The sequence below is a fragment of the Tsukamurella spumae genome, assembly GCF_012396015.1.
Classification (GTDB): domain Bacteria; phylum Actinomycetota; class Actinomycetes; order Mycobacteriales; family Mycobacteriaceae; genus Tsukamurella; species Tsukamurella spumae.
The window spans coordinates 60,621-85,287 of sequence record NZ_JAAXOQ010000021.1 but is presented as its reverse complement, the minus strand read 5'-3'; the positions used below and the strand labels follow the sequence as shown (position 1 = coordinate 85,287).

Genomic DNA, 24,667 nt, shown 5'->3' with positions numbered 1-24,667 from the left:
GTGGACGGCGAAGTCGACTTTGAAGGCGCCGGGTCCGCGTCGGAATCTGGTGAAGGCGCGGTGGATTCGGGGTGGTAGGGCGTCGTCGAGGATGCGGGCGACCTGTGCGGGGTCGAGGTCGAACAGGGTGAGGTCGCTGGGTGGTAGGTCGTTGCGCGAGGTGACGCGGGCACCGGTCTCGATTCGTCCGCCGAGCTCTGTGAGTTCCGCGGCCAGCGCGGCTGCGATCGCCCCGGAGCCGCCGGCCGCGACCTTCCACCCGAAGGCGTGGCCGGCGGAGAGCAGGCCGAGACCGATGGCCGAGGTCATCGGTTGGTGCAGGGGTCGGAAGGTGTGCGCGGCGATACCGCCCCACAGTGCGCGGCCCTGCGGGGTACGGAACGCCCGGGCGAGCGCGGAGGCGGGAAGCGGTGCCGGAGCGCCGAACCGGGCCAGGTGGATCGGGTGCCTCGGGACGCGGAGGAGGGGCGAGAGGATCGCCGGCCCGACCTTGTCGATGTTCTCGACGGTGCCGGCGAACAGTCCCCGCCACAGCGCACCGTCGGCCCCGAGCCCGGCGGCGGTCTCCGCGACGGACCGCCGCAGCACCCCGCCGGTGCCGTCGTCGAGCGGCTGTACACAGTCGATCTCGGTGTCGAGCCAGTGCAGTCCGTGCCGGGCCAGGTCCAGCGAGTTCAGGAACGGGGACCCCACGGCCATGGGGTGGATCGCGGCGCAGTGGTCGTGGATCAGGCCGGGCGCGATGCCCTCGTAGGACCGGGTGCCACCGCCGACGGTGGCGGCCGCCTCCAGGACCGTCACGTCCACCCCCGCACGGGCCAGGGTGATCGCGGCGGCGAGGCCGTTGGGGCCGGAGCCGACGACGGTGGCGGTGCTCATGCTCCGACCGCCGGCCGATCACCGCTGGGCGTGCCGGTGCGGATCGTCGACCAGGTGGGAGTGTGCGGGGCGGGACCGTCGGGCAGCCAGGGCTGCGTCGCGGCGACCTCGTGCACGTTCCAGACGCCCTCCTCCACGACGCCCAGGGCGGCGTCGATCACCTTGTACGCCTGCGTCTTCTTGTGCACCGGCTGCGACTCGACCCACACCACGACGCACTCGCCGGGCTCGAACCGCGCCTCGTCCTGCACGGCCTTGATCATGTCCTCGTTGTGCAGGTGACCGTCGCCGAAGTTGAAGCCGAGGATCGAGTTGCTGAGGAACTCCGCCTCGCGGACGGTGCGGCTGTCGATGTCGGGCAGGGTGGCCAGCAGCACCGAGAAGATGCCGCGTCCCTGGCTGTGCAGCGACCGCCAGCCGATCGTCATCTGCAGCGTGATCTCCGCCCACAGCGGCGGGTAGCCGGCCGCGATGAACTGGTCGATCTGGTTCGGGGCGGAGCGGGTCACGCGGTTGAGCTTCTCCTCCGCGCCCGGGGCGAAGGCCCACACCGCAGAGGCCCAGTTGCCGGCGTACTGGCGCATGGACGGCAGGAACGAGACCTTGTCCGGGCGGAGGTTCCCGAGGACCGGGAAGAAGGCGAGCCCCGCGGCGATGATGATCGCCAGCCAGGCGGGAGTCATGTCCCACGGTGCGTAGCCGCTGCCGGCGGGGAAGCCGATGAACAGGAAGATCGCGGTGTAGCCGAACAGCAGGTTCCACTCCAGCGGCACCGCGAGCGGGAAGGTGGAGACGATGAACAGGTGGTAGAGACACATGAACACGGCGGCCACCACGGTGACGGTGCGGTTGGTCGAGAACAGCAGGATCAGTGGCGCGATGGTCTCGATGACCACGCCGGGGCCGTGTGCCATGAACCGCGCGACGGTGGACGGACGCATGTCCCGCGAGAAGTCCGTGTACTGCAACTTCTTGAACCAGCTGCCGGGCACGAGCGGGCTGTTGGAGACCATGGGTGGGATGACCATGGCGAAGTGGAGGTTGCACTTGGAGATGCCCGCGCCGATCCACACCACGCCGATGATCAGCTTGAGCGCGATGATCATGTTCACGAAGCCGTGGTCGCCGAACAACAGCGGCAGGAGCGCGAAGGCGAGCATCGGGGGCAGGTACTGTTCGCCGCGCGCGGCGAGGAAGATCGTCTTGTCCCGCAAGCCGATCAGGATCAGCAGGGCGATCGGCGCGATCAGCAGCGCCGGGCGCATCAGGCCGTGGGAGGCGTCGATGCCGAGCGCCGCGATCGCGCCGTCGAACCCGCCGAGGCCCGGCACGCCGGGGAGAGCGATGGCCACCACGAGCGAGACGAGCAGCGCGAGGTACACGAGGACGTCGAAAGCGGTGCGGCGGTTGCCGTTCGTGCCCGGGACCCACTTCCACGGGCGTAGCCGGATCGTGCCGGGGCGAGCCCAGAACAGGATCCCGCCGGTCATCGGCTTCGCCTTGCCGGCGAGCGGGCCCCACGACCCGGCGACGCCGATCGCCTCCAGGAGCACCGTCCACAGCACCAGCTTCTGGTACACGATGGGCTGATTCCACCATTCGCCCAGGGCGAAGGGCTGCATCCCGGAGGTGAGCGTGGCCAGCGCTACGCCGCCGAGGCCGTAGAAGACGAACAGCTTGAGCACGTAGATGACGTGGACCATGTACGGAGTGCCGAAACCGAATTCGGCCCACTGCGTGCTGAGTACGCGAATGCGCTCCATGAGGGGGCGCTGGAGGAATTCCTCGGGTTCCACTGCGGGGAACACCGGATCCTTGAATCCCATGATGACTCTCCTTGGTCGGGTGGTGGGTGGGGTGATGCGAGGTTGCTAGGGCGCGGCGACCGGGGGCGCGGTGCGCCTGCGCATCGTGGGCTTGTCGAGCTTGCCGACCGCGTTCTTGGGAAGGCTCGGGAGAGTCGTGATCTCCACCGGCAGTTTGTACTTGGCGAGCCTGCCCGCCGCGTGGGCGAGGATCTCCGCGGACTCGAGGGCCGCACCGTCGGTGAAGGCGACGAACAGGACCGGCACCTCGCCGAACTTCGGGTCCGGCCGGCCCACGACCGCCGCCTCGGCGACCTCCGGGAGCTGGTAGACCACCGACTCGATCTCCTTGGGGTAGATGTTCTCGCCGCCGCGGATGATGATGTCCTTCGCCCGGTCCACGAGCGTGAGGTAGCCGTCGTCGTCGAGGACACCGATGTCGCCCGTACGGAGCCAGCCGTCCACGAGCGTCGTCGCGGTGTCCTCGGGCCGGTTCAGGTAGCCGCGCATCACGTTCGGGCCGGCGATCAGCACGTCGCCCGGCACGCCGGCCGGCAGCGCCGCGCCGCCCGCACCGACCACCTTCACCTGCACGCCGGGGATCGGCGGCCCGACGGTGCCGGGCTTGCGCACGCCGTCGAACGGGTTGACGGTGGCGACGCACGTGCATTCGGAGAGGCCGTACCCCTCCCCGAGTGGGAATCCGTAGCGCCGCTGCACCTTCGCGAGCAGTTCGACGCTGGCGGGTGCGGCCCCACAGACGCCGAACCGGATCGAGGAGGTGTCCGGCCGGACGTCGGCGGGAAGGTCGGCGAGCATCTGGTAGATCGTCGGGACGGCCGAGAAGTAGGTGGGGCGCGCGCTGCGGACCTGCTCGAAGAAGGTCTCCGGGCGGAACCGGCCGGCCACCGTCGTGCGCCCGCCGACCAGCAACGGCGACAGGGTCCCCACGATGATCCCGTTGGCGTGGAAGAGCGGCAGGATGAGCAGGCTGTGATCGGCCGGCGTGAGCCCCAACGCCTGCGCCACCGAGGTGCACTGCGCGGTCAGGTTGGCGTGGTCGAGGCGAACGCCCTTGGGGCGGCCGGTCGTGCCGGAGGTGTAGATGAGGAGGGCGAGGTCGTCGGCGTGCGCGTCGGTCCGGGGGTGCGCCCCGTCGGCACGCAGATCGTGGGTCAGGAGTGCGGGCGCTCCGAGATCGACGTCGGGTTCGTTGTCGGTGACCAACACCGACGAGCCCGCGTCCGTCACCTGGTACCGCACCTCGTCGGCGGTGAGGGCGGGGTTGATCGAGGTGACGGCCGCACCGAGCCGCCACGCGGCGAACAAGGTGATGATGAGGTCGGCGGTGTTGGGGAGGAGGACCGCGACCACGTCGCCCCGGCGCGTACCGCGGGCGGCGAGGGCGGCGGCTGCGCGGGATACCGCCTGGTCGAAGGCGGTGTTGTCGAGGGCTCGGCCGTCGTCGGCGATCGCCATGTCCGACGGTGCGGTGCGGGCCCGGTGAGCGGGGAGGAGCGCGAAGTGCATCGGGGGTGCCCTCTCGGGGGACGGGAAATGCTGCACCTCGAAACCTAGGTGCGCGTGATCGGCGTCACATCGTCCGCGGCGGCCAACGATTCCCGCCGCGTTGTCCGCGACGAACAACGGCGGAAGTCGGCGAACCGTGATCGGGCGTGGGATCGATCGATACGCTCGGTGCCATGCCGGATACCGAGGACTCCAGCGCGTCCGCCGCCGCGTCGGCCGTGATCGTGCGGATGGAGCCCCGTGCCGCGGAGGTCACCGACGCGGTCCGGGACGTGATCCTCGCCCAGATCCCGGAACTGCGCGGCGACGCGCAGCTGGTCCAGCTGCTCCGCGCCAGCGTCGACGGCAACATCACGACGATCTTCGCCGCGATCCGGCACGGCATCGACGTGGCCGGCGTGACCGCGCCGGTCGCGGCGGTCGAATACGCGCGGCGGCTCGCACAGCACGACGTGACCCCCAACGCCCTGGTCCGGGCGTACCGCCTCGGCCAGCAGGAGCTGCTGCGCCTGGTCTTCGCGGAGGTGCGGGCGGGCGGGCTCGACGCCGACACCGCGCTGGAGGTCTTCGAGGCCACCTTCACCGCCACCTCGCAGTACATCGACTGGATCTCCGAGCAGGTCGTCGAGGTCTACCGGCAGGAGTTGGACCGGTGGCGCGAGGGCCGCGAGCGGATTCGCGGCGAGCAGATCCGGCGGATCCTCGCCGGTGGGGCGGAATCCCGCAGCGTCGACGATTGGAGCTCCGCGCTGCGGTACCCACTGCGCGAGCACAGCCTCGCCGTCATCGCCTGGTACCCGCAGCCGGCGCTCGAGCGCGGCGAGCTGATCGGGATGGAACGCTTCCTGCACCTCGCGGCGAAGCAGCTCGGCGCCGTCTCGACGCCACTGTTCATGGCGCACGACCGGCAGACGGCCTGGGGGTGGATCCCGCTGTCCGCCGAGGCTTCCGACGGTGCTGTGGAGGCGCTCCGGCGGTTCGCCGCCGCGGACGGCCAGGCCCCGTCGCTGGCGATCGGCTCGCCCCGTCGTGGTGTCGCGGGCTTCGTCCGCTCGCACCAGCTCGCGGCCGATGCCAGGACGGTGGCGCTGCGCGCCGCGGGGGAGGAGCGCGTGACCGTCGCCGCCGACGACACGGGTGTGGCGATCGCGGCGATGCTCGGCGGAGACCTGTCCACGGCCGATGTCTGGGTGCGCGAGGTGCTCGGGCCGCTCGCCGAGCCCACCGAATCGGATGCGCACCTGCGGCACTCGCTGCAGGTCTACCTGGAGGCCGGTTCCAGCTTCACCGCCGCCGCGCCGCTGCTGCACCTGCACACCAACACGGTGAAGTACCGGGTCCGCAAGGCCGTCGAGCGCCGCGGCCGGCCGCTCGAGGACGGCCGGCTCGACGTGGAGATCGCCCTGCTGCTGTGCCGGCGGTTCCCGACGATCACCGGACCGCACTGGCGCTGAACCGTTCGTCGAGCGGCCGACGCCCGATCGGTCAGCCGAACTCCTTCTTCGCACCGCGGACGAGGCCGCCGCCGATGATCAGCCGCTGGATCTCGGAGGTGCCCTCGTAGAGGCGCAGCAACCGGACGTCGCGGTAGATCCGCTCGACCGTGCTCTCGCGCATGTAGCCCGCGCCGCCGTGGATCTGCACGGCGCGGTCCGCCACGTCGCCGACCATCTCGGTGCAGTACAGCTTCGCGACCGACGGCGCGATCCGCCGGTCCTCGCCGGAGACCCACTTCGCGGCGGCGTCCCGGGCGAGGGCTCGGCCCGCCATGACTCCGGTCTGCATGTCCGCCAGATGCGCCTGGACCAGCTGGAAGTCGCCGATCGGTGTGCCGCCCTGCGTCGCGATCGCCGCGTGCCGCAGGGACTCGTCCAGTGCCCGTTGCGCAGTGCCGACCGCGAGGCCCGCGATGTGCACGCGGCCGCGGGCCAGCGAGGTCATCGCGGCCCGGTAGCCGCCGTCCTCGTCTGCGCCAACCAGGGCGGATGCCGGGACGCGCACACCGCTGAACGAGACATTCGAGGTCCAGGCGCCCTGCTGGCCCATCTTCTCGTCGTGCGGCGCGACGGTGAGCCCGGGGGCGTCCGCGGGGACGAGGAACACCGCGATGCCCGGGCCGGCGCCGGCCGCCGCCGGGCGGGTGCGCGCGAAGGTCACGAACAGGTCCGCCGATTGCGCATTGGTGATGAAGCACTTCTCGCCGTCGAGCACCCAGTCGGCGTCGACCCCCGCGCCGTCCCGGACGGCCCGGGTGCGCAGGCCCGCCGGGTTCGACCCCGCGCCGGGCTCCGTCAGCGCGAAGGACGCGACGACCTCGCCGGACGCGATCGGTTCCAGCCACGCCGACTTCTGTTCGGCGGTACCGAAGTTCACCAGCACCTGGCCGGCGATGCCGTTGTTCGTGCCGAACATCGACCGCACCGCTAGCGAGGTGTAGCCGAGCTCCATCGCGAGCTCGACGTCCTGCGCGAGATCGAGACCGAGGCCGCCCCACTCCTGCGGGATCGCGAAACCGAAGAGCCCCATGTCCTTCGCCTGCCGGCGCAGGTCGTCGGGGATCGCATCGGCGTCGGAGATCTCCCGTTCGCGGGGGACGACGCGGGTGCGCACCCACTGCCGGACCTGCTGCAGGATCTGCGCGAAATCCTCGGCATCGACCCCGCTCATGCGGCGGCCTCGAACAGCCAGGACATCACCAGCGCACCGGGATCCGGCACGCCGCGCACCGCATCGCCGAGGTAGCTCGCCCGGCCGCGGGAGGCGACGCCGTCGGCCGTGGCCGCCACGCCCCGGGCGGCCGCCGCGGCGGCGTCCGGCAGGGACCCGCCGCCCGACAGCACATCCGCGGCGGGCGAGAGCGCATCGACCACGGTCTTGTCGCCGACCCGCGCCCCGCCCAGCTCGACGACGGCGTCGAGACCGGCCCGCACCCCGGCGGCGAAGCCGGCACCGTCGGGCGCCAGGGCCCTGCCGAGCTCGGTGAGGAAGGTCCCGAAGACGGCCCCGGAGGTTCCGCCCGAGCGCACCAGGTACGAGGTGGCGATCGCTTCCAGGACATCGGAATCCGGGCCGCGCAGGGGCAGGGTGAAGTGGCCCAGCGCGGCGGCCATGTTGGTTCCGAAGTCGCCGTCGCCGGCCCGGCGGTCGAGGTCGGTGAGCTCGTCGATCGAGCGTTGCACGCGGCCCACGAAGTCCGAGAGCCACACGTTCGGCTCGCCGCGGTCCGCGGAATCGTCGGGCAGCGCGTGCGCGAGCGGGTCCGGATACGACGGTGCCGTGGCGGTGTTCGGCCAGCCCGGGGCGGCGGTCGGCGCGTCCCAGAGCCGGATCAGCTCCTCGTCCAGCGGGACGACGGTGACGGAGGCGCCGGCCATGTCCAGCGCGGTGATCACGCGCCCGACGAGCGAGCGCGTGACCTCGATCCCGCGCTCGCCCAATTGCTTGACGGTCTCGGCGAACAGCACGCCGAGCTCGAGATCGGTGACGGCGCCGAGGTTGTTGACCAGGACCAGTGCGCGGTCGCCGGAGCCCAGGCCGGTGCCCGGCAGGATCCGCGCGAGCAGGTCGGTGACGATGTCCTCGGCGGCGAGCACGGGCCGCTGGTCCCGGGCGCGCTCGCCGTGGATGCCGACGCCGAAGGCCATCTCGCCATCGGGGAGGTCGAAGGACGGCTCGGTCGCGCCGGGCACGGTGCAGGCCGACACCGACACCGCCATCGACCTCGCCCGGGCGACCGTACGCCGGCCCAGCTCGGCGACCTCGGCCAGCGGCGCCCCGAGATCGGCTGCCGCACCGCAGATCTTCTCCACGACGATCGTGGCGGCGGTGCCGCGCCGGCCGGGGCCCGCCGTGTCCTCGGTGGCCACGTCGTCGTCGACGAGCACCACCTCCGTCCGGACGGCGGGCCCCTGCGCATCGGCGACCGCGACCAGCCGCCGGGCGACCGCGAAGTTCATGACATCGCCCGTGTAGTTCTTCACGATGTGCAGTACGCCGGCGCCGGTGTCCACGGCGCGGGTCGCCGCGGCGATCTGAACGGCGTTGGGGGAGGTGAAGATCAGCCCGGGGCATGCGGCGTCGAGCATGCCGGCGCCGATCATGCCCACGTGCATGGGCTCGTGCCCGGAGCCGCCGCCGGAGACCAGGGCGACACCGGAGGCGCGCGGCGTGCGGCGGGAGACGAAGCCCGCGTCGTGCCAGACGGCATCGGGATGGGCCGCGAGGACGCCCCGCAGACCGTCGGTGAACAGGGAGCCGGCGGAGTTCTCGAAGCGCGCGCGTACCGTCACGCCCCCACGTTAGCGAGGAATGTGCAGCTCCGCGTGCCCGTCCTCGACAACGGCGAAGGCCGAGGTCGGGAACTTGGCGAAGGTGAAGGTGGGATCGAGGAGCTGGGCCGCCTCGGCGAGCCCCGGATCGTGACCCACCACCAGTACCGTGGTCGCGTCGCCCCGCTCCGCGTCGACGATCGTGAGGATCTGCTCGCCCGTGGCGCCGTACAACGTCGGGAGGAAGCGCACCGGCGCATCCATCGCCGCCTGCGCGAGCGTCGCCCGCGCCCGCTCGGCGGTGGAACACAGCACCAGATCCACCACGTGCCCGTAGCGGCGGATCGCCTTGCCCGCCAAGCCCGCCTGCCGGATCCCGCGCTGGGCCAGCGGCCGGTCGTGATCCTTCACCTTGTCCGGATACGCGGACTTTCCGTGCCGCAGCAGGATCAGGGTGTCCATATCGGACATCCTACGGGGTGAACCACGCGCGCAGTCGCCCCGATCCGGGTGCGGCGGGGCCGTCGTCGAGGTCCAGCAGCACGACGGTGCCGGGCGAGAAGCCCGGCAGCTCGGCGTGCGGGTCGAGCTCGGCGGCCGCCTCGGGCAGGCCGGGGAAGTGCGCGACCACCAGCAGGACCGGCACGTCGCCGGGGACGCCGTTGATCTCGTCGAGCACCCGGCGGCCGGGGCACTCGTACAGCTCCTCGGTCGCGGTCATCGGGCACCCCAGCCCCATCGCGTGGAAGGTCTCGACGGTGCGCCGCGCGAACGAGACGAGCGCGTGGTCGGGCTCGAGCCCCTGCTCGGCGAGCCACGCCGCGGACCGTCGGGCCTGGTCCCTGCCGTTCTCGGTGATCGGCCGGGCCTCGTCCGGGATCGACATGCCCGCCTCGCCGTGCCGCATGAGTGCCACCACCGTCATGCCCCGATCTTGCCCTGCCGGGAATGCGTACATTGGTGACATGGCTGGAAAAGAGCTCGATCCCGCGCGCAAGCAGGCCGCGCTGGACGTCGTGAAGCAGCATCCGGGGATGGTCGCCGCAATGGCCGCCCCGGCGGTGGTCGTGGTCGCGGTGGGATTCTTCATCAGCACGGGCCTCGGGTTCCTGCTGCTGGTGGCCCTCGGTGTGCTCGGAGCCGTCGGGTACTCGCGGCTCACGCGCCGTCGCTGAGACGTGCGGGTAGACGCCTGGCTGTGGTCGGTGCGGCTGACCAAGACGCGGTCGGCCGCCGCCACGGCATGCCGTGGCGGGCACGTGCGTGTCAACGGTGCCACCGCGAAGCCGGCGCAGCACATCGTGGTGGGCGATGAGGTGCGGCTGCGCCTCGGTGGCCGCGAGCGCATCGTCGAGGTGGCCACGCTGATCGCCAAGCGGGTCGGCGCGCCCGTGGCCGCCACCTGCTACATCGATCACAGTCCGCCCCCGCCGCCACGGGAGATCGTCGCCTCCATGCCGCACCGCGACCGCGGCGCGGGCCGTCCCACCAAGCGCGAGCGCCGCGACACCGACCGGCTACTCGGGCGGGACTGACGCGGCGTCGATGATCCGCTCGAACCACAGCTCCTGCGCGCCGAAGATCGCCGGGTCGTCGCCGAAGTAGCGGCGGATCACCGCCTCGATCTCGTCCTCGCGCGTAAAGCCGAGGAGCCGGCACAGTCTCGCGGCGTCTTCCAGGTCTCCTGCGGACAGTCGCGTCGACATCGCCTTCATCGCGAGAATGTATTCGGGGGAGGCGCTCGAGTGCGGCGAGCAGCTCCTCGATGTCCGCGGTCGTGAGGGAGAGCGGCACGTCAGACCCCCTCGAGATTCCCGGCCGCGAGGATCACGTTACGTTCGCGGAAGGCCGCCGGAGTGCGCAACATCTCGAGGAGCCGGTACCGGTGCGGGATGCCGAGCGGATCGAAGAGTTCGGTGCAGGTGCGGCTCGGATCGTCGCACCAGTCGAGTACTCCCGCCGAGACGCGGCCCGCACCGGTGAACACCGCCGCGCCGGCCAGGATCGTGTCCCATCCCGGCAGGTCCGTCGCCGGAGGCTCGCGATGGAAGGCGTCGAGCGCGGCACCGTTGGGCAGGCTGCGCGCCTGGAGGACGGACTCGCGGAGGACTCGCACCGAGAGGGACGCGTCCGCGCGCAGCACCTCGTCCGTGCGCAGGTGGCGAGCCAGGTCGGCGTAGGACGTGAGGCCGCGCGGGACCCCCGTCGATCCGATCGCCGACGCGAGCGTCTCCGACCTCTCCTTCCGTTCGTTTCAGCGTACGTCCGCACCCTCTACCGTGGAACCCATGACACCATCACCGGCCCGGGTCGCGCGGGCGCAGGACGCCGCCGCCGTGGCGGCGCTCGCCGCGCGGACCTTCCCGCTCGCCTGCCCGCCGTCGCTCCCGCGCGAGCACATCGCCGCCTTCATCGCGCAGCACCTCGGTGCGGCCGAGTTCGCCGCGCACATCGCCGATCCGGACCACCGGGTCTGGGTGGTCGACGGTGCGCCGGGACCCGACGGCACCGTGCGGCCGGTCGGGTACGCGCTGGTCCTGCACGGCGATTTCGCGGAGGGGCCCGAGAGCCTGCGCGGCGCACCGTCGAGCTACCTGTCCAAGCTCTACGTGGATCCGGACCACCACGGTGCCGGGGTGGCGCGGACGCTCCTCGACGCCGCGGCGCTGGACGCGGGCCGCGAGCCGCTGTGGCTCGGCGTGAACAACGACAACGCCCGCGCGAAGCGGTTCTACGCCAAGTCGGGGTTCGTGGTGGCGGGCACGCGCACGTTCACCGTGGGGGAGACGACCTTCGTCGACGACGTGCTGGTGCTCGCGGCGGAGGCGGCGCGCGGCGCGTAGAGCCGGGTGATCTCGTTGCGGCCCCGCAGATCCTGTTCGTCGGTGAAGCGCCAGTGCTGCGACTCCGCCTCGCGGGCACCCATGACCGCGGGCTCGGAGGCGACCGGCAACGAGGTGTCGCGCTTGGCCACCTCGGACAGGCGCGCGGACTCGTTGACCGGGTCGCCGATGACGGTGAACTCGTACCTCTCGATCGCACCCACGTTGCCCGCGACGACGATGCCGTACGACACGCCGATCCCGGCGGCGAGGTCGGGCACCGCGGCGGGCAGGCGGTCCGCGATCATCCGGGCCGCCCGGAGCGCGCCGCCGGCCGGATCCGGGTGGGGGAGCGGCGCGCCGAACACGGCGAGCACCGCGTCGCCCTCGAACTTGTTCACCAGGCCGTCGTTCTCCTCGACGGCCGTCACGATCACCTCGAAGAACCGGTTGAGCAGCCCCACCACCTCGGTGGCCGGCCGCTCCCGGGCCAGCGTCGTCGACCCGACCACGTCGACGAAGAGGACCCCCACCACCTGCTCGGAGCCACCCAACTGCACGCCCCAGCCCAGAGCCTGTTCGGCGACCTCGCGGCCGACGTGCCGGCCGAACAGGTCGCGCAGGCGTTCGCGCTCGGCCAGTCCCGTGGTCATCTCGTTGAAACCGGCCTGCAGCTCGCCCATGTCGGAACCGTCGAACACCGTGATGGAGACGTCGTGCTCGCCGTCCCGGACGCGCCGCAGGGCGCTGCGCAGTACGCGCAGCGGCCCGACGATGGTGTCGGCGTTGAGCAGGGTCAGCAGCGGGCCGGTGAGCAGCGCGATCGCGGCGATCGCGGTGACGCCGACGAAGATGTCCATCGTCGAGGTGTCGTCGCGGAAGGTGGCGAACACGACGACGAGGACGATCCCGACGATCGGCACGCCCGAGCCCACCGCCCACGCGGTGAACGCCCGCGCCCGCAGGCGGCTGCGGCGCGCGATCGGGTACCCGGCCTCGAGCGCCCGCGCCGCGGTCGGACGCAGCGCGAACTCGGTGATCAGATAGGAGATGGCGCACACCACCACACCGCTGAGCCCGGTGATGAGGGAGACCTTCGGCATCAGTTCGGGCGCGACGATGCCGTAGCCCACCGTGACCACGATCGTGCCGCCCGCCCACAGCAGCGCCTGGATCACGGTGAGCCGCCAGGGCGCGGTCATGGCCGCCCGCGCCTCCTGCGCAGTGGGCGTCTCACCCCGGATCGACCAGCGCAGCGACCGGACCAGCCGGACCGTGCCGAGCACGACGCCGAGGAGGAAGGCGATGCCGATGTAGATCGGCATCACCAGGAAGGGCATCCACCAGGGGTCCCACCGCATCGCGGGTCTGGGGATGCCGACCGTCGCCAGTGCGATGGCGAGCCCCACGCCGATGGCGTTGGCGATGAGCACGCCGGTGGTGAGCACCAGCTGGATCCGCACCCGGCTGGTGCGGGGGCTGTCGTCGGTGGAGCCCAGCAGGACGGACCCGTAGTCGTTGCGGAACCGAGGCAACCTCATTCCGACAAGGTACCGGTCCCGGGCCCTGCTCGGGTCAGACCTCGCGCGCGTCGAGGAGCTCGTCGAGCTTCGCGTATCCCTCGACGATGCCCTTCTCCATGCCGCTGGCCAGCATGCCGTCGCGGCTGTCGAAGCTGTCCAGCAGGGAGACGATGCGCAGCCGGGTGCGGTCGTCGCCGAGGTCCTCGAAGGTCATGGTCTCCAGCGAGACGCCGTCGGGCACGTCGTCGTAGGTGAAGGTCTGCACGATCCGGTCCTCCCGGACGTCGTGGAAGCTGCCGTGGAAGGCGTAGCGCTCGTCGCCGCGGCGACTGACGTACGCCCAACTGCCGCCGGTGCGGGCGTCCCAGTGCAGGATCTCGGTATCGATGTCGGACGGGCCCACCCAGCGGGTGTAGATCTCCGGGTCGGTGTGGGCGCGGAAGAGCTGCGCGGGGGTGGCGTGGAAGTCGCGCGTGATGGTGACGGTGGGGAGGGTGGCGGAGGCCTCGATGGCGGCCTCGGCGTTGACGCTGGTCATGATGCTGCTCCTCGTTCAGTGGTGTCGGTGGGGTTCTCTTCGGCGTTCATGTCGGCGAGCACCGCGTCGAGGCGCTGGTAGCGCTGCTCGGCACGGCGGCGGTACCGCTCGATCCAGCCGTTCATGAGGTCGAAGACCTCCGCCTCCAGGTGGGCCGGCCGGGCCTGCGCCCGCCGGGTCCTGCTGATCAGGCCGGCGTTCTCGAGCACCGTGAGGTGCTTCGAGACGGCCTGGATGCTCACGTCGTAGCGTTCCGCGATCTCCGTGAGCGTGGCGTCGCCGTCCGAGAGCCGGGCGACGATGTCGCGGCGCGTGGGGTCCGCCAGCGCGGCGAACGCGCGGGACAGGTCGTCGGTGTCGTCCGTGGCGCACCTCCCTTCATGTTCAACCAATCGATTGAATACGACGGTACGCCGCCGGCTCGGGTTATTCAACCCCTTGGTTGAATGGGCTCGTCCTCGGGACGAACGTCCGCCTCGGTGATAGGAACGACGCATGCGAACAACAGCATCCGTCGCCGACGCCGCCCGCACCGGGCGCACGGCGCTGCGCCGGGTGGTCCTCGCGCTGGTGGCGGTGCTGCTCGTCGCGGCCCCGCTGCCGGCGCAGGCCGACCCGGTGCCGCCCGTGGGCGGTGTCCTGCGCGTGGGCACGGAGGGCGTCTACCAGGTCTACAGCTACCACGACGATTCCGGGAAACTGACGGGCTACGACGTGGAGATGATCACCGCGATCGCCGAGAAGATCGGCGTCCGTGTGGAATTCGTGGAGACGCCCTGGGACTCGATGTTCTCCGCGCTGGAGGCGAACCGGCTCGACCTGGTGGCGAACCAGGTCTCCGCCAGCCCCGCGCGCGCCGCCAAGTACGACCTGTCCGATCCCTACAGCACCGCGACCGGGTCGATCCTGGTCCGCAAGGGCGACGACTCGGTGAAGTCCCTCGCCGACATCCGGGGCAAGCTCGCGGCGCAGAGTTCCACCAGCAGTTGGTCCGGCGTCGCCGAGCAGGCGGGCGCGCGGATCGAGCCGGTCGCGGGGTTCACCGAGGCGGCCACCCTGCTCGCGCAGGGCCGGGTGGACGTGGTGGTCAACGACACCGGCGTCATCCGCAACTACCTCGCGGTCAACCGCGACGCACCGGTGGCGATCGCCGCCGAGACGCCCGACAGGTCCGAGTCGGTCTTCGCGGCCCGCAAGGGATCCGGGCTCATGCCCGCGATCAACCGCGGCCTCGCCGAGATCCGTTCCGACGGCACCGCCGAGCGGATCTCACAGAAGTACTTCGGGGCCGAGGGTACCGCGCCGAAGCGGTCCACCACCTGGGACCTGGTGCGGCGCAGTCTGGTTCCCCTCCTCAAGGCGATGGTCACGAAGACCCTGCCGCTCACCGCCATCAGCTTCGTGATCGCGCTGGCCGTCGCGCTGGCGCGGATGTCGGCCCGACGGCCGCTGCGCGCGCTCGCGACCGCGTACATCTCCGTGATCCGCGGCACCCCGCTGCTGGTGCAGCTGGTCATCATCTTCTACGGGCTGCCGGCCATCGGACTCGTCTTCGACCCGTTCTTCGCGGCGGTGATCGCCTTCTCGCTCAACGTGGGCGGCTACGCGGCGGAGATCATCCGGGCCGCGATCGGCGCGGTCCCGCGCGGGCAATGGGAGGCGGCCACCACGATCGGCATGGACTACCGCACCGCGCTGCGCCGGATCATCCTGCCGCAGGCCGCGCGCACCGCCACCCCGCCGCTCGCGAACACCCTGATCTCGCTGGTCAAGGACACCTCGCTCGCGTCCACGATCCTGGTGACGGAGGTGTTCCGGCAGGCCCAGATCGCCGCGGCGCCCACCTTCGACTTCTTCGTCATGTACGTGGTCGCCGCCTGCTACTACTGGGTGATCTGCCAGGTCCTCAGCGTGTTCCAGACCCACCTCGAGAACCGCTTCGAAAGGTACGTGACGCGATGAGCGACCTGATCTCCGTCCGCGGGCTGACCAAGTCCTTCGGCGACGTGGACGTGTTGCGCGGCATCGACTTCGCGGTCCCGGAGGGAACCGTCACCGTCATCATCGGGCCCTCCGGGTCGGGCAAGACGACGGTGCTCCGCTCGCTCAACGCGCTCGAGCTGCCGGACGGGGGGACGGTCACCGTCGGCGATGCGACGGTGGACTTCGGCGCCGGGCCGCCGGGGAAGGCGGAGCTGAAGCGCTACCGGGCGCAGAGCGCGATGGTCTTCCAGTCGCACAACCTGTTCCCGCATTTCACGGCGCTGCGGAACGTGACCGAGGGGCCCGTCGTCGTGCAGAAGCGGCCCGCGGCCGAGGTCGAATCGCAGGCGCGGGAGATGCTCGCGCGGGTCGGCCTGGCCGAGCACGCGGACAAGTACCCGCACCAGCTCTCGGGCGGGCAGCAGCAGCGCGTCGGGATCGCGCGGGCGCTGGCGCTGCGGCCGCGGGTCGTACTGTTCGACGAGCCGACGTCCGCGCTCGACCCCGAGCTGGTGGGCGACGTGCTGACCGCGATGCGCGACCTCGCGGACGAGGGGCGGACCATGGTCGTGGTGACGCACGAGATGGCCTTCGCGCGGGACGTGGCCGATCAGGTGCTGTTCGTCGACCGCGGCGTGGTGCTCGAGGCCGGCGCACCCGCCGAGGTCATCGGGAACCCGCAGCAGGACCGCACCCGCGAGTTCCTCGACCGGATCCTGCGGCCGTTGTAGTCGCGGGAACCCCGCGCGGGTCGTGCCGGCGCGGTGCCTGAGCTTTACTGGGTCCATGCACCGTTTCCGCCAGGTCGACGTCTTCTCCTCCGAGCCCCCGCGGGGCAACCCGGTGGCGGTGGTGCACGACGCCGACGACCTCACGGACGAGCAGATGGCGGCGTTCGCGCGCTGGACCAACCTCAGCGAGACGACCTTCCTGCTGCGCCCCACCGACCCGGCGGCCGACTACCGGCTCCGGATCTTCACGCCCGGCGCCGAGCTGCCCTTCGCCGGGCACCCGACCCTCGGCAGTGCGCACGCGTGGCTGGAGGACGGCGGCGTCCCCGCGGCGGACGGCACCGTCGTGCAGGAGTGCGGCGCCGGCCTGGTGCGCCTGCGCCGCGGCGCCGCGCTCGCCTTCGCGGCACCGCCGCTCGTCCGGTCCGGGCCCGCGGACGCGGCCACCGTCGACCGGATCGCCGCGGGCCTGCGCCTTCCGGTGGCGGAGATCGTCGCCGCTCAGTGGGTGGACAACGGCCCCGGCTGGGTGGCGGCGCGGCTGCGCGACGCGGATGCCGTACTGGCGCTCCGCCCGGACTTCGCGGCGATGGGAGACCTGAACGTGGGCGTCGTGGGCGCGTATCCGGCGGGTGCCGACGTCGATGTCGAGGTCCGCGCCTTCTGCCCGGACCTCGCCGTGCCGGAGGATCCGGTGACGGGTTCCCTCAACGCGGGCCTCGCGCAGTGGCTCATCGGCACCGGTGCGCTGCCGGACCGCTACACGGCGTCCCAGGGCACCGCGCTCGGCCGGCGCGGCCGGGTGCACGTCGCGTCCGGCGACGGTGAGATCTGGATCGGCGGCGCGACCAGCACCACGATCAGCGGGACCGTCACGCTGGGCTGAGCCGGGAGACCTCCACACCTCCGCGGAGCACCCGCAGCAGGTCCAGGTCGGCGGACAGTTCGAGCAGGTCGGCGCGCAGGCCGGCGGAGAGCTCGCCCCGATCCGTCAGCCCCAGCAGCCGCGCGGGCGTCGTCGCGCCCGCCCGGGCCGCGTCGGCGAGGGGGACCCCCGAATACCGGACAGCGCGCGAGAACACGTCGAACACCGACGAGGTGCCCCCGGCGATCGCGCCCGGCGTCCCGTCGGGCGTGGTCAGGCGGGCCGTGCCGTCCCCGACGGTGACCTGCAGCGGCCCCAGCGAGTACTGGCCGTCGGGCATCCCGGCCGCCTGCATCGCGTCGGAGACGAGCGTGACGTGGTCGGGCCCGACGGTCGCGAAGACCATCGCGACGGTGCCGGCCGCGAGGTGCACGCCGTCGCCGATGATCTCGGCGACCGCGCGCCCCTCGGCCGCGACCTCGAGCGCCGCACCGACCGCGCCGGGGTGCCGGTGGTGCATCGGGTGCATGCCGTTGAACAGGTGCGTGATGCTCACCGGGCCGGTCGGCGTGCCGAGCGCGGCCGCGACGGTGTCGTAGTCGCCGGCGGTGTGCCCCACCGAGACGACGGCCCCGGCCGCGGACAACTGCTGGGCCAGCACGTCGAAGTGCGCCGTCTCGGCGGCGACGGTCATCGAGCGGATCCGGCCGCCCGCGGCGTCGAGGAGCGTCGCCAGTAGCGCCGGGTCACCGTCGACGATGTACCGCGGGTCCTGCGCCCCGCACACCTCCCGGGCCAGGAAGGGCCCTTCGAGGTGCAGGCCGGCGACGGTGCCGTCGTCGACGAGGGGCGCGAGGGTCGCGATCCGCTCGAGCAGCTTCTCCGGCGCCGCCGAGACGAGCGAGGCGAGCATCGTCGTGGTGCCGCGACCGAGATGGTGCGCGGCGGCCGCGCGGGCACCGTCGGCATCGGAGTCGGGGAAGCCGAACCCGCCGCCGCCGTGGCAGTGCACGTCGATCATGCCGGGCACGTACACCCGGTCCGACGGTGCCGGGAGCGTCGCGGCCGGGAACGCGGAGGCCGGGCCGACCTCCGCGATCACGCCGTCGACGAGGGCGAGGACCCCGTCGTCGATCGCCCCGGAGGGCGTGACGACGGTGCCGCGCAACAGTGGGGTCAAGCCGTGGCCTCCGCGTCCAGGTCCTCGTCCTCGCGACCGGGGGTCTTGAGGTTGCGCCGTTTGATGATGAAGGTGAACGAGAAGTAGTAGATCACGGCGTAGACGAGGCCCATCGGGATGAGCCAGAGCGGATTGGTCGCCTTGCCGAAGTTGAGCACGTAGTCGATCGCCCCCGCGGAGAAGGTGAAACCGTGGTGGATGCCGAGCCAGTTCGCTATCAGTAGGGAACTGCCGGTCAGGAGCGCGTGCACGAACAGCAGCGGCCAGGCGACGAAGATGAAGGAGAACTCCAGCGGCTCGGTGATGCCGGTGACGAAGCTGGTGAGGCCGACGGAGAGCATGATCCCGCCGACCACCTTGCGGTTCTCGGGCTTGGCGCAGCGGTAGATCGCCAGGGCGGCGCCGGGGAGGCCGAACATCATGATCGGGAAGAAGCCCGTCATGAACGTGCCGGCGGTGGGGTCGCCCTGGAGGAAGCGCGCGATGTCGCCGTGCACGACGGTGCCGGACGCGGTCTTGTAGTCGCCGAGCACGAACCAGACCACCGAGTTGATGATGTGGTGCAGGCCGAGCGGGAGCAGCAGGCGGTTGGCCGTGCCGTAGACGCCGCCGCCCACGACCGAGTTCTCGGCGACCCAATTGCCGAGACCCGTGAGCGCCCAGTTGAACGCGGGGTAGATGAAGGACATGACCACGCCCACGACGATCGCGCCGGACGCGGTGAGGATCGGCACGAGACGCCGGCCGGAGAAGAAGCCGATGTAATCGGGCAGCGTCGTCTTGTAGTACCGCTGCCACAGCATCGCCGACATGATGCCGATGACGATGCCGCCGAGCACGCCGTACTCGACCACCGCCGCGGCGCCGTCCTTGTCCGTCTTCCCGGCCAGGACGACCGGGGACATCGCCTTCTCGACGGCCTGGAAGGACAGGTAGCCGACGAGGGCGGCGAGCGCGGTGGAACCGTCGGCCTTCTTCGCCCAGCCGATCGCGATGCCGACCGCGAACAGCATCCCGAGGTTAGCGAACAGGGCGTTTCCCGCCCCGCCGATGACGGCGGCGACCGTCTTCATCGAGGAGAAGCGGCCGAGGAGATCGTCCTGGCCGAGGCGCAGCAGGATGCCCGCAGCGGGCAGGACCGCGATGGGCAGCATGAGACTGCGGCCGAGTTTCTGGAGACCGCTCAGATCGAGCCGTCGTGCTGATATACCGGATCCGGATGAGGAACTCATTTTTCGCTCCTGTCGAGGGACGAGTCCACTAGGGTGACGACAGGTTATAACCAGTTGGGGGCGGCGGGAGCCGGTTTCCCCGAACCTCACCGGAAGGGCGGCAGGCATGTCGAAGGCTCAGGACATCGTGAACGGACTCGGCGGGGCCGACAACATCGAGGAGGTCGAGGGCTGTATCACCCGGCTGCGCTGAGAGGTCAAGGACGCCGGTCTCGTCGATCAGGCCGCGCTCAAGAAGCTGTCGCACGGAGTGATGGTGGCCGGCTCCGCGGTCCAGGTCGTGGTCGGGCCGACCGCCGATGCCCTCGCGGAGGAAGTGCAGGACCTCCTGTGACCGACGTCCTCGCGCCGGTCGGCGGGCGGCTGGTGCCGCTCTCCGCGGTCCCCGATCCGGTCTTCGCGGGCCAGATGGTCGGTTCGGGTGTCGCGATCGAGCCGGCCGTTCCCGCCGACGGTGCCGACGCCGTCGTCGTCTCCCCGGTCGCGGGAACGGTGGTCAAGCTGCATCCGCATGCGGCGATCGTGCTCGGCGACGGTGGCGTCGGTGTTCTGGTGCACGTCGGGATCGACACCGTGAATCTGGCCGGCGAGGGCTTCACGCTGCTCGCTGCGGAGAAGGCGAGGGTCGCGGCGGGGGACCCGCTGATCTCCTTTTCCCCGTCGGGCATTCGCGATCGGGGCCTCAGCGCGATCTGTCCGGTCGTGGTGATGGATTCCGGCCCCGGATCGATCGCGGATCCCGAGGAGCGCGATGTGGTTGCAGGGGAGCTGCTGTTCGCGATGTGATCGGGCGTGTGCTCCGGCGTGTTCATCTGGTCACAGTGATCGAATCGAGGGGTAATCCTCTCATCGGGTTGAGTACTGTGAGCGCGAACGATGTCGAGCGGGTGACCGTGAACCATTCGTAGGACAAGTGATTCGGGCCGCGCGAGCGGAGATGGAGGGTACGTGGTGCGCTCGACGACCACTGTCGATGAGGGGTGTGTTCCGTGAACGCACATCTGATCGAGCAACTCATCACGATCCCGTTGTTCACCGGCGTCATCGGCTACATCACCAACTGGACCGGCATTCTGATGCTGTTCGAGCCCAAGCGGTTCTACGGCGTCAAGGTTCCCGGCATGGCCACGCTGTACCTCCTCCTGCCACGGCGGGTCCAGGTGATCCCGGCCATCCAGCCGGACGGCCGTGTCGGATGGCAGGGGATCGTGCCCTCGAGAGCTGAGAAGATGGCGAGCATCGCCGTCGACAAGTCGCTCAACAAGGTGGGCAGCATCGCCGAGTTCTACGAGGTGATGGATCCCGAGCACGTCTCCGAGGTGCTCACCCGCTCGTCGCTGCCGATGATCCCGTCGATCGTCGAATCCGTGATGCGGCGCGAGAATCCGCGCCTGTGGTACTCGCTCCCCGAGGACGTGAAGCTGCTCGTCTACCGCCGCGTGTCGGCATCGCTGCCGAAGGACGTACGGCGGATCACGTCGACCATCGGCGAGAACATCGACGACTACATCGACGCCAAACTCCTGGTGATCCGGTACCTCACCAACAATCCTGCGGTCCTCAAGGACATCTTCTACAACATGGGCCGCAAGGAGCTGAAGTTCATGCAGAACTTCGGCTTCTACTTCGGATTCCCGATGGGTTTCCTCCTCGTCGCGCTACTGCACTTCTTCCCGTACTGGTGGCTGCTACCGCTGGGCGGCATCGTCATCGGCTACGTGGTCAACTACATCGGGATCCTGATGATCTTCGAACCGATCCACCCCACCTGGTGGGTGCCGTGGAAGCAGGGCCTGTTCCTCAAGCGGAAGAAGGAGATCGGCGAGGAGTACGCCAAGGTGATGGCCGACAAGGTGATCACCATCGAGAACATCTGCGACGAGCTGTTGCACGGACCGCGCTCGGACCGGACCCGGGCCACCGTCGAGACGGTGCTGCGCGAGTCGATCGACAATGCCGCGGGCTGGGCGCGCGGCTTCGTCAAACTGTCGGTGGGGAGTGAGACCTACGACCGCGTGCCGCAGTTGGTCGGTGCCGAGGCGCTCAAGGTTGCCGAGGCGACGGTCAGCCAACCGCAGTTCGTGGCCGAGCAGCAGACCAAGGTCCGCGAGTTCGTCATCGAGCGCATGAGCAAGCTCGGCCCGGACGATCTCAGTGAGCTGCTCCGGTCGGCGATCAAGCAGGACGAGTGGCTATTGTTCCTGCACGGAGCGGTGCTCGGCTCGTTCGCCGGGTTCCTTCATCTAGCGATCTTCGGGGTGTGACAGACGTGAGTGACGAGTTCGGTTCCACCGCAGCGCGGAACGCCGATGATGCCGAGGTGCGCGAGCTGGCGGTGCGCGGCGAGGGGGAGTCCGGCGGTGGCCTCCTCGGGCGGCTCGGGCGCGTGTCGAACTCGGCGTTCAACGTGACCCGCGAGATCGGCGGCTCGGCGCAGCGGCTGACGCAGCAGTTCGTCAGCGAGGCCGGCCATCTCGTGGACGTCGCGCTGACCACCGAGGTGGCGCCGCGCGTCGTCGTCCACGGTGAGGTCGTCGACGAGCTCGACGAGCGTGAGGACGAGCCCGTCACCACCGCCGAGCAGCTGCGCCGCACGGGCGATCGACTGCTCGCCCAGTCCGCCGAGCCGGCCGGGGCGCAGGCTCCCCATCCGGCGTTCGCGCACATCCTGCAGGAGCTCTGCCCCGACGAGGCCCGGATCCTTCGGCTGCTGTTCGACGACGGTGCGCAGCCCGCCATCGACGTGCGCACCAACCGGCCGTTCGGGGTCGGCGCGGAGACGGTGGCCGCCGGTCTGTCGATGATCCCCGAGATTGCGGGCTGCAGGCACCCCGAGCGCATCGCCGCGTATCTCGGCAACCTGCACCGCCTGGGCCTGATCTGGTTCTCGAAGGAGCAGGTCGAGGTGCGGCGGTACGAGCTGCTCCAGGTTCAGCCGCAGATCATCGAGGCGGTCAGCGCGGCGGGCAGGTACGCCAAGACGGTGCGCCGCCGGATCGAGATCACCCCGTTCGGCCGGGACTTCTACGCGACCTGCTTCACCCCCTCGGCGTCGCGGGACGGCTTCTCCGCGTCCCACTGACTCGGTCACCGGTCTTTCTGCACAGCGGAAGGTCATTGCCGCGGTCCTGTGACGGCGCCCACAGTCGATGAATGATCGATACTCGCCTCAGCGCCGCCACCGACACAGGATTCCGGTGGCTCACACCGGTTACCGCCATCGCACTGTCCGTGTGCTGGCTCATGGTCGTCTTCGACGGCTACGACATCGTCATCTACGGCAACGTGATCTCCAGCCTGCAGGACGAATGGGGGATCAGCTCGTCCACGGCCGGCACGCTCGGCAGCCTGTGCATCGTGGGCATGATGTTCGGCGCCCTGGTCGCCGGACGCCTCGCGGACGCCATCGGCCGCCGGCGTGCCGTGCTCGGCTGCGTAGCGCTGTTCTCCGTGGCCACCGTGTTCTGCGCGCTGGCCACCGGCCCGGTCATGTTCGGCATCACGCGGCTGATCGCCGGGCTCGGCCTCGGCGGCCTCGTTCCGACGGCGAACACCCTCGCCGCGGAGCTGGTTCCGGACCGCGTCCGGGCCGCCGTCGCGACGCTGATGATGTCCGGAGCGCCCATCGGCGGCGTCGTGGCGGCCCTGCTGGGCCGGCAGGTGATCCCGGCGTGGGGCTGGCGGCCGATGTTCTGGTTCGCGCTGGTGGCGCTCGTCGTGCTCCTGCCCCTGGGCCTGCGCTTCCTGCCCAAGGACGAGCGCGCCGTCCGCGGTTCTCGCGCGGGGGCCGGATCCGAGGTGGGGGAGGGCTTCCGCGCCGTTCTCAGTCCCCGGTACCGCACGGCGTCGATCCTGTTCGCCCTCGTCACCGTTGCGACCCTCCTGGCCTGGTACGGCTTGGGCACCTGGCTGCCCAAGCTGATGCAGGACGGTGGTGCCGATCTCGGGAGCGCGTTGACCTTCGCCCTCGCACTGAATCTCGGCGCGGTGGCAGGCTCCTTCCTGACCGCATGGGCGGGTGTGCGGTTCGGGCCGATCCGGACCGGGGTGGTCACCGCCGGCCTCGCCGGGATCGGACTGCTCCTGCTACTGACCGAGCCGCCGACCGGCGTCATCTACCTCATCATCGTGATCGCGGGCATCGGCACGCACGGCACGCAGTGCCTGGTGATCGCGGCCGTGGCCTCGCGGTACCCGGAGGCCCTGCGCGGGACCGCACTCGGCTGGACGCTGGGCATCGGACGGATCGGCGCCGTGATGGCGCCGCAGATGGGCGGATGGTTGCTCTCCGGCGGGGCCGGTGCCAGCGGCAACTTCATCTTCTTCGGAACCAGCGCCCTGGTCGCCGCCGCACTGTTGCTCGTCATCCTGCGCAACGCCCGGAGCTCGGCGCCGGTGGCCATCGCGGCATAGGGAATTAGTTGCGCGAACGAGCGTTGTAGTCGGCGAAGAGAATCTGACTCGGACGAAGGACGAATGATGAGCGTGGATGGCAAGACTGCACTGGTGACCGGCGGCGGGCGCGGAATCGGGAGGGCGATCGCCCTGCGGCTCGCGGCCGACGGAGCGGATGTGATCGTCAACTACCGCAGCGGCCGAGAGGCGGCGGAGAGCGTCGCGCAGGAGGTGGAGCGCCTGGGCCGCAAGGCCTTCGTCATCCAGGCGGACGTCAGCCGACCCGAGGAGATCACGCGGCTGTTCGCGGAGGCTCGCGAGGTCGCGGACCTCGACATCGTGTGCAGCAACGCCGGTATCGAGCACTTCGGTCCGTTCCACGAGGTGACCGCGGACGACTTCGACGCGGTCTTCCGCACGAACGCCCGCGCCCAGTTCCTCGTGGCCCAAGCGGCGGGCACGCAGCTCTCGCGCGGCGGGGCGATCGTGCTGACCTCGTCGACCAGCGCGCGTACCCCCGTCTATCAGCACACCCTGTACGCGGCCAGTAAGGCCGCGGTCGAGGCCATCGTGCAGCACCTCGCGCTCGAGTTCGCGGATCTGGGGATCCGCATCAATGCGATCGCCCCGGGTGGCACGTCGACGGACATGGCCGCCGAGGTGGGGGCGGAGTACGTGCATCCCGCGCTCCGCGGCAAGATCGGTACGGAGGAGTTCATGCGCTCCTTCGCGGCTCTGGGCCGCATGGCGTCGGTCGACGAGATCGCCGCCGCCGTGGCCTTCCTGGTCTCGCCCGACGCCTCGTACGTCACCGGCAGCACCCTGCGCGTGGACGGTGGGCAATTGTGATCGCGTCGCGCCCGCGCCGACTATCCTGTGGAATCGCAGAATCTTCCATCCCGACTCGCCGGAGGTC

Annotated in this window: 25 protein-coding genes and 2 pseudogenes; 13 read left to right on the top strand and 14 right to left on the bottom strand. The window is 70.8% G+C overall.

What is annotated here, in order from left to right:
• From HF999_RS15685 to HF999_RS15675, 3 genes are all read right to left on the bottom strand, one after another.
• A partial coding sequence (locus HF999_RS15685; RefSeq protein WP_168546789.1) for a phytoene desaturase family protein occupies window positions 1-879 on the bottom strand: 879 nt, incomplete at its 3' end.
• Window positions 876-2,705: a DUF3556 domain-containing protein gene (locus tag HF999_RS15680; RefSeq protein WP_168546788.1), complete on the bottom strand. Its 1,830-nt coding sequence runs from the start codon at window positions 2,703-2,705 to the stop codon at window positions 876-878. The genes HF999_RS15680 and HF999_RS15685, both read right to left, overlap by 4 nt.
• 45 nt (window positions 2,706-2,750) lie before the next feature.
• A complete protein-coding gene (locus HF999_RS15675) occupies window positions 2,751-4,214 on the bottom strand; it encodes a class I adenylate-forming enzyme family protein (RefSeq protein WP_168546787.1) in 1,464 nt (487 codons plus the stop codon).
• A gap of 173 nt (window positions 4,215-4,387) precedes the next feature.
• Here HF999_RS15675 and HF999_RS15670 point away from each other — a divergent pair, with 173 nt between their 5' ends.
• Window positions 4,388-5,668, top strand: a complete 1,281-nt coding sequence (locus HF999_RS15670) for a PucR family transcriptional regulator (RefSeq protein ID WP_168546786.1) — start codon at window positions 4,388-4,390, stop codon at window positions 5,666-5,668.
• A 31-nt stretch (window positions 5,669-5,699) separates the two neighbouring features.
• Here the strand turns inward: HF999_RS15670 and HF999_RS15665 are convergent, their stop codons facing one another.
• From HF999_RS15665 to HF999_RS15650, 4 genes are read right to left on the bottom strand one after another with little or no spacing between them, the layout of a single operon-like run.
• Complete coding sequence (locus HF999_RS15665) at window positions 5,700-6,881, bottom strand: acyl-CoA dehydrogenase family protein (protein WP_168546785.1); 1,182 nt, start codon at window positions 6,879-6,881, stop codon at window positions 5,700-5,702.
• On the bottom strand, window positions 6,878-8,503 hold the full coding sequence (locus tag HF999_RS15660; protein WP_168546784.1) for a dihydroxyacetone kinase family protein: 1,626 nt from the start codon (window positions 8,501-8,503) through the stop codon (window positions 6,878-6,880). The genes HF999_RS15665 and HF999_RS15660 overlap by 4 nt, the downstream gene beginning before the upstream one ends.
• Before the next feature lie 9 nt (window positions 8,504-8,512).
• Entirely contained in the window at window positions 8,513-8,944 is a 432-nt protein-coding gene (locus HF999_RS15655) for a SixA phosphatase family protein (RefSeq protein WP_168546783.1), read from the bottom strand.
• 10 nt (window positions 8,945-8,954) lie between these two features.
• A complete protein-coding gene (locus HF999_RS15650; RefSeq protein ID WP_168546782.1) occupies window positions 8,955-9,407 on the bottom strand; it encodes a SixA phosphatase family protein in 453 nt (150 codons plus the stop codon).
• Window positions 9,408-9,447: 40 nt separating this feature from the next.
• On the opposite strand from HF999_RS15650, the gene HF999_RS15645 reads away from it, so the two are divergent.
• Window positions 9,448-9,657, top strand: a complete 210-nt coding sequence (locus HF999_RS15645) for a hypothetical protein (protein ID WP_168546781.1) — start codon at window positions 9,448-9,450, stop codon at window positions 9,655-9,657.
• Window positions 9,658-9,660: 3 nt separating this feature from the next.
• Window positions 9,661-10,008, top strand: a pseudogene (gene hslR, locus HF999_RS15640) (Hsp15 family ribosome-associated heat shock protein); the annotation flags it as partial.
• On the opposite strand, the gene HF999_RS15635 reads toward hslR, so the two are convergent.
• Window positions 10,000-10,197, bottom strand: coding sequence for a ribbon-helix-helix domain-containing protein (locus HF999_RS15635; RefSeq protein ID WP_246207910.1), 198 nt, complete (start codon window positions 10,195-10,197; stop codon window positions 10,000-10,002). The pseudogene hslR and the gene HF999_RS15635 overlap by 9 nt on opposite strands.
• 80 nt (window positions 10,198-10,277) lie before the next feature.
• Entirely contained in the window at window positions 10,278-10,598 is a 321-nt protein-coding gene (locus tag HF999_RS15630; protein ID WP_246207908.1) for a hypothetical protein, read from the bottom strand.
• Between the two features lie 172 nt (window positions 10,599-10,770).
• On the opposite strand from HF999_RS15630, the gene HF999_RS15625 reads away from it, so the two are divergent.
• Window positions 10,771-11,325: a GNAT family N-acetyltransferase gene (locus tag HF999_RS15625; protein WP_168546779.1), complete on the top strand. Its 555-nt coding sequence runs from the start codon at window positions 10,771-10,773 to the stop codon at window positions 11,323-11,325.
• Here the strand turns inward: HF999_RS15625 and HF999_RS15620 are convergent.
• The 3 genes from HF999_RS15620 to HF999_RS15610 are packed head-to-tail and all read right to left on the bottom strand — an operon-like array spanning window position 11,214 to window position 13,757.
• Window positions 11,214-12,845, bottom strand: a complete 1,632-nt coding sequence (locus HF999_RS15620; protein ID WP_168546778.1) for an adenylate/guanylate cyclase domain-containing protein — start codon at window positions 12,843-12,845, stop codon at window positions 11,214-11,216. The genes HF999_RS15625 and HF999_RS15620 overlap by 112 nt on opposite strands.
• Window positions 12,846-12,879: 34 nt before the next feature.
• Window positions 12,880-13,365, bottom strand: a complete 486-nt coding sequence (locus tag HF999_RS15615) for an SRPBCC family protein (protein ID WP_168546777.1) — start codon at window positions 13,363-13,365, stop codon at window positions 12,880-12,882.
• Window positions 13,362-13,757: an ArsR/SmtB family transcription factor gene (locus HF999_RS15610; protein ID WP_168546776.1), complete on the bottom strand. Its 396-nt coding sequence runs from the start codon at window positions 13,755-13,757 to the stop codon at window positions 13,362-13,364. Before HF999_RS15610 ends, HF999_RS15615 begins: the two co-directional genes overlap by 4 nt.
• Window positions 13,758-13,860: 103 nt before the next feature.
• Between HF999_RS15610 and HF999_RS15605 the strand changes: the two genes are divergently transcribed.
• The 3 genes from HF999_RS15605 to HF999_RS15595 are packed head-to-tail and all read left to right on the top strand — an operon-like array spanning window position 13,861 to window position 16,965.
• A complete protein-coding gene (locus HF999_RS15605; protein ID WP_168546775.1) occupies window positions 13,861-15,327 on the top strand; it encodes an ABC transporter substrate-binding protein/permease in 1,467 nt (488 codons plus the stop codon).
• On the top strand, window positions 15,324-16,079 hold the full coding sequence (locus HF999_RS15600; protein WP_168546774.1) for an amino acid ABC transporter ATP-binding protein: 756 nt from the start codon (window positions 15,324-15,326) through the stop codon (window positions 16,077-16,079). Before HF999_RS15605 ends, HF999_RS15600 begins: the two co-directional genes overlap by 4 nt.
• 55 nt (window positions 16,080-16,134) lie before the next feature.
• The gene (locus HF999_RS15595; RefSeq protein ID WP_168546773.1) at window positions 16,135-16,965 is read left to right on the top strand and encodes a PhzF family protein; all 831 of its coding nucleotides are present in this window, start codon (window positions 16,135-16,137) and stop codon (window positions 16,963-16,965) included.
• Here HF999_RS15595 and HF999_RS15590 read toward each other — a convergent pair.
• Entirely contained in the window at window positions 16,952-18,115 is a 1,164-nt protein-coding gene (locus tag HF999_RS15590) for an N-acetylglucosamine-6-phosphate deacetylase (RefSeq protein WP_168546798.1), read from the bottom strand. The two genes, HF999_RS15595 and HF999_RS15590, sit on opposite strands and share 14 nt — an antisense overlap.
• A 5-nt stretch (window positions 18,116-18,120) precedes the next feature.
• A complete protein-coding gene (locus tag HF999_RS15585) occupies window positions 18,121-19,356 on the bottom strand; it encodes a PTS transporter subunit EIIC (RefSeq protein ID WP_168546772.1) in 1,236 nt (411 codons plus the stop codon).
• Between the two features lie 106 nt (window positions 19,357-19,462).
• Here HF999_RS15585 and HF999_RS15580 point away from each other — a divergent pair.
• From HF999_RS15580 to HF999_RS15555, 6 genes and pseudogenes are all read left to right on the top strand, one after another.
• Window positions 19,463-19,690: pseudogene (locus HF999_RS15580) on the top strand (PTS sugar transporter subunit IIB).
• Entirely contained in the window at window positions 19,687-20,142 is a 456-nt protein-coding gene (locus HF999_RS15575) for a PTS sugar transporter subunit IIA (protein WP_168546771.1), read from the top strand. Before HF999_RS15580 ends, HF999_RS15575 begins: the two are co-directional and overlap by 4 nt.
• A 203-nt stretch (window positions 20,143-20,345) precedes the next feature.
• Entirely contained in the window at window positions 20,346-21,620 is a 1,275-nt protein-coding gene (locus tag HF999_RS15570; protein WP_168546770.1) for a DUF445 domain-containing protein, read from the top strand.
• A complete protein-coding gene (locus HF999_RS23060; RefSeq protein WP_312854161.1) occupies window positions 21,617-22,438 on the top strand; it encodes an Abi-alpha family protein in 822 nt (273 codons plus the stop codon). The genes HF999_RS15570 and HF999_RS23060 overlap by 4 nt, the downstream gene beginning before the upstream one ends.
• 161 nt (window positions 22,439-22,599) lie before the next feature.
• Window positions 22,600-23,769, top strand: coding sequence for an MFS transporter (locus HF999_RS15560; protein WP_246207927.1), 1,170 nt, complete (start codon window positions 22,600-22,602; stop codon window positions 23,767-23,769).
• A 63-nt stretch (window positions 23,770-23,832) separates the two neighbouring features.
• Window positions 23,833-24,600, top strand: a complete 768-nt coding sequence (locus HF999_RS15555) for an SDR family NAD(P)-dependent oxidoreductase (protein ID WP_246207905.1) — start codon at window positions 23,833-23,835, stop codon at window positions 24,598-24,600.
• Window positions 24,601-24,667: the final 67 nt, after the last annotated feature.

Excerpts from the sequence above, each read along its gene's own strand:
- HF999_RS15680 (WP_168546788.1), bottom strand. The coding sequence starts at position 2,705 with ATGGGATTCAAGGATCCGGTGTTCCCCGCAGTGGAACCCGAGGAATTC.
- HF999_RS15675 (WP_168546787.1), bottom strand. The coding sequence starts at position 4,214 with ATGCACTTCGCGCTCCTCCCCGCTCACCGGGCCCGCACCGCACCGTCG.
- HF999_RS15670 (WP_168546786.1), top strand. The coding sequence starts at position 4,388 with ATGCCGGATACCGAGGACTCCAGCGCGTCCGCCGCCGCGTCGGCCGTG.
- HF999_RS15665 (WP_168546785.1), bottom strand. The coding sequence starts at position 6,881 with ATGAGCGGGGTCGATGCCGAGGATTTCGCGCAGATCCTGCAGCAGGTC.
- HF999_RS15655 (WP_168546783.1), bottom strand. The coding sequence starts at position 8,944 with ATGGACACCCTGATCCTGCTGCGGCACGGAAAGTCCGCGTATCCGGAC.
- HF999_RS15650 (WP_168546782.1), bottom strand. The coding sequence starts at position 9,407 with ATGACGGTGGTGGCACTCATGCGGCACGGCGAGGCGGGCATGTCGATC.
- HF999_RS15645 (WP_168546781.1), top strand. The coding sequence starts at position 9,448 with ATGGCTGGAAAAGAGCTCGATCCCGCGCGCAAGCAGGCCGCGCTGGAC.
- HF999_RS15635 (WP_246207910.1), bottom strand. The coding sequence starts at position 10,197 with ATGAAGGCGATGTCGACGCGACTGTCCGCAGGAGACCTGGAAGACGCC.
- HF999_RS15625 (WP_168546779.1), top strand. The coding sequence starts at position 10,771 with ATGACACCATCACCGGCCCGGGTCGCGCGGGCGCAGGACGCCGCCGCC.
- HF999_RS15620 (WP_168546778.1), bottom strand. The coding sequence starts at position 12,845 with ATGAGGTTGCCTCGGTTCCGCAACGACTACGGGTCCGTCCTGCTGGGC.
- HF999_RS15615 (WP_168546777.1), bottom strand. The coding sequence starts at position 13,365 with ATGACCAGCGTCAACGCCGAGGCCGCCATCGAGGCCTCCGCCACCCTC.
- HF999_RS15605 (WP_168546775.1), top strand. The coding sequence starts at position 13,861 with ATGCGAACAACAGCATCCGTCGCCGACGCCGCCCGCACCGGGCGCACG.
- HF999_RS15600 (WP_168546774.1), top strand. The coding sequence starts at position 15,324 with ATGAGCGACCTGATCTCCGTCCGCGGGCTGACCAAGTCCTTCGGCGAC.
- HF999_RS15595 (WP_168546773.1), top strand. The coding sequence starts at position 16,135 with ATGCACCGTTTCCGCCAGGTCGACGTCTTCTCCTCCGAGCCCCCGCGG.
- HF999_RS15585 (WP_168546772.1), bottom strand. The coding sequence starts at position 19,356 with ATGAGTTCCTCATCCGGATCCGGTATATCAGCACGACGGCTCGATCTG.
- HF999_RS15560 (WP_246207927.1), top strand. The coding sequence starts at position 22,600 with ATGGTCGTCTTCGACGGCTACGACATCGTCATCTACGGCAACGTGATC.
- HF999_RS15555 (WP_246207905.1), top strand. The coding sequence starts at position 23,833 with ATGATGAGCGTGGATGGCAAGACTGCACTGGTGACCGGCGGCGGGCGC.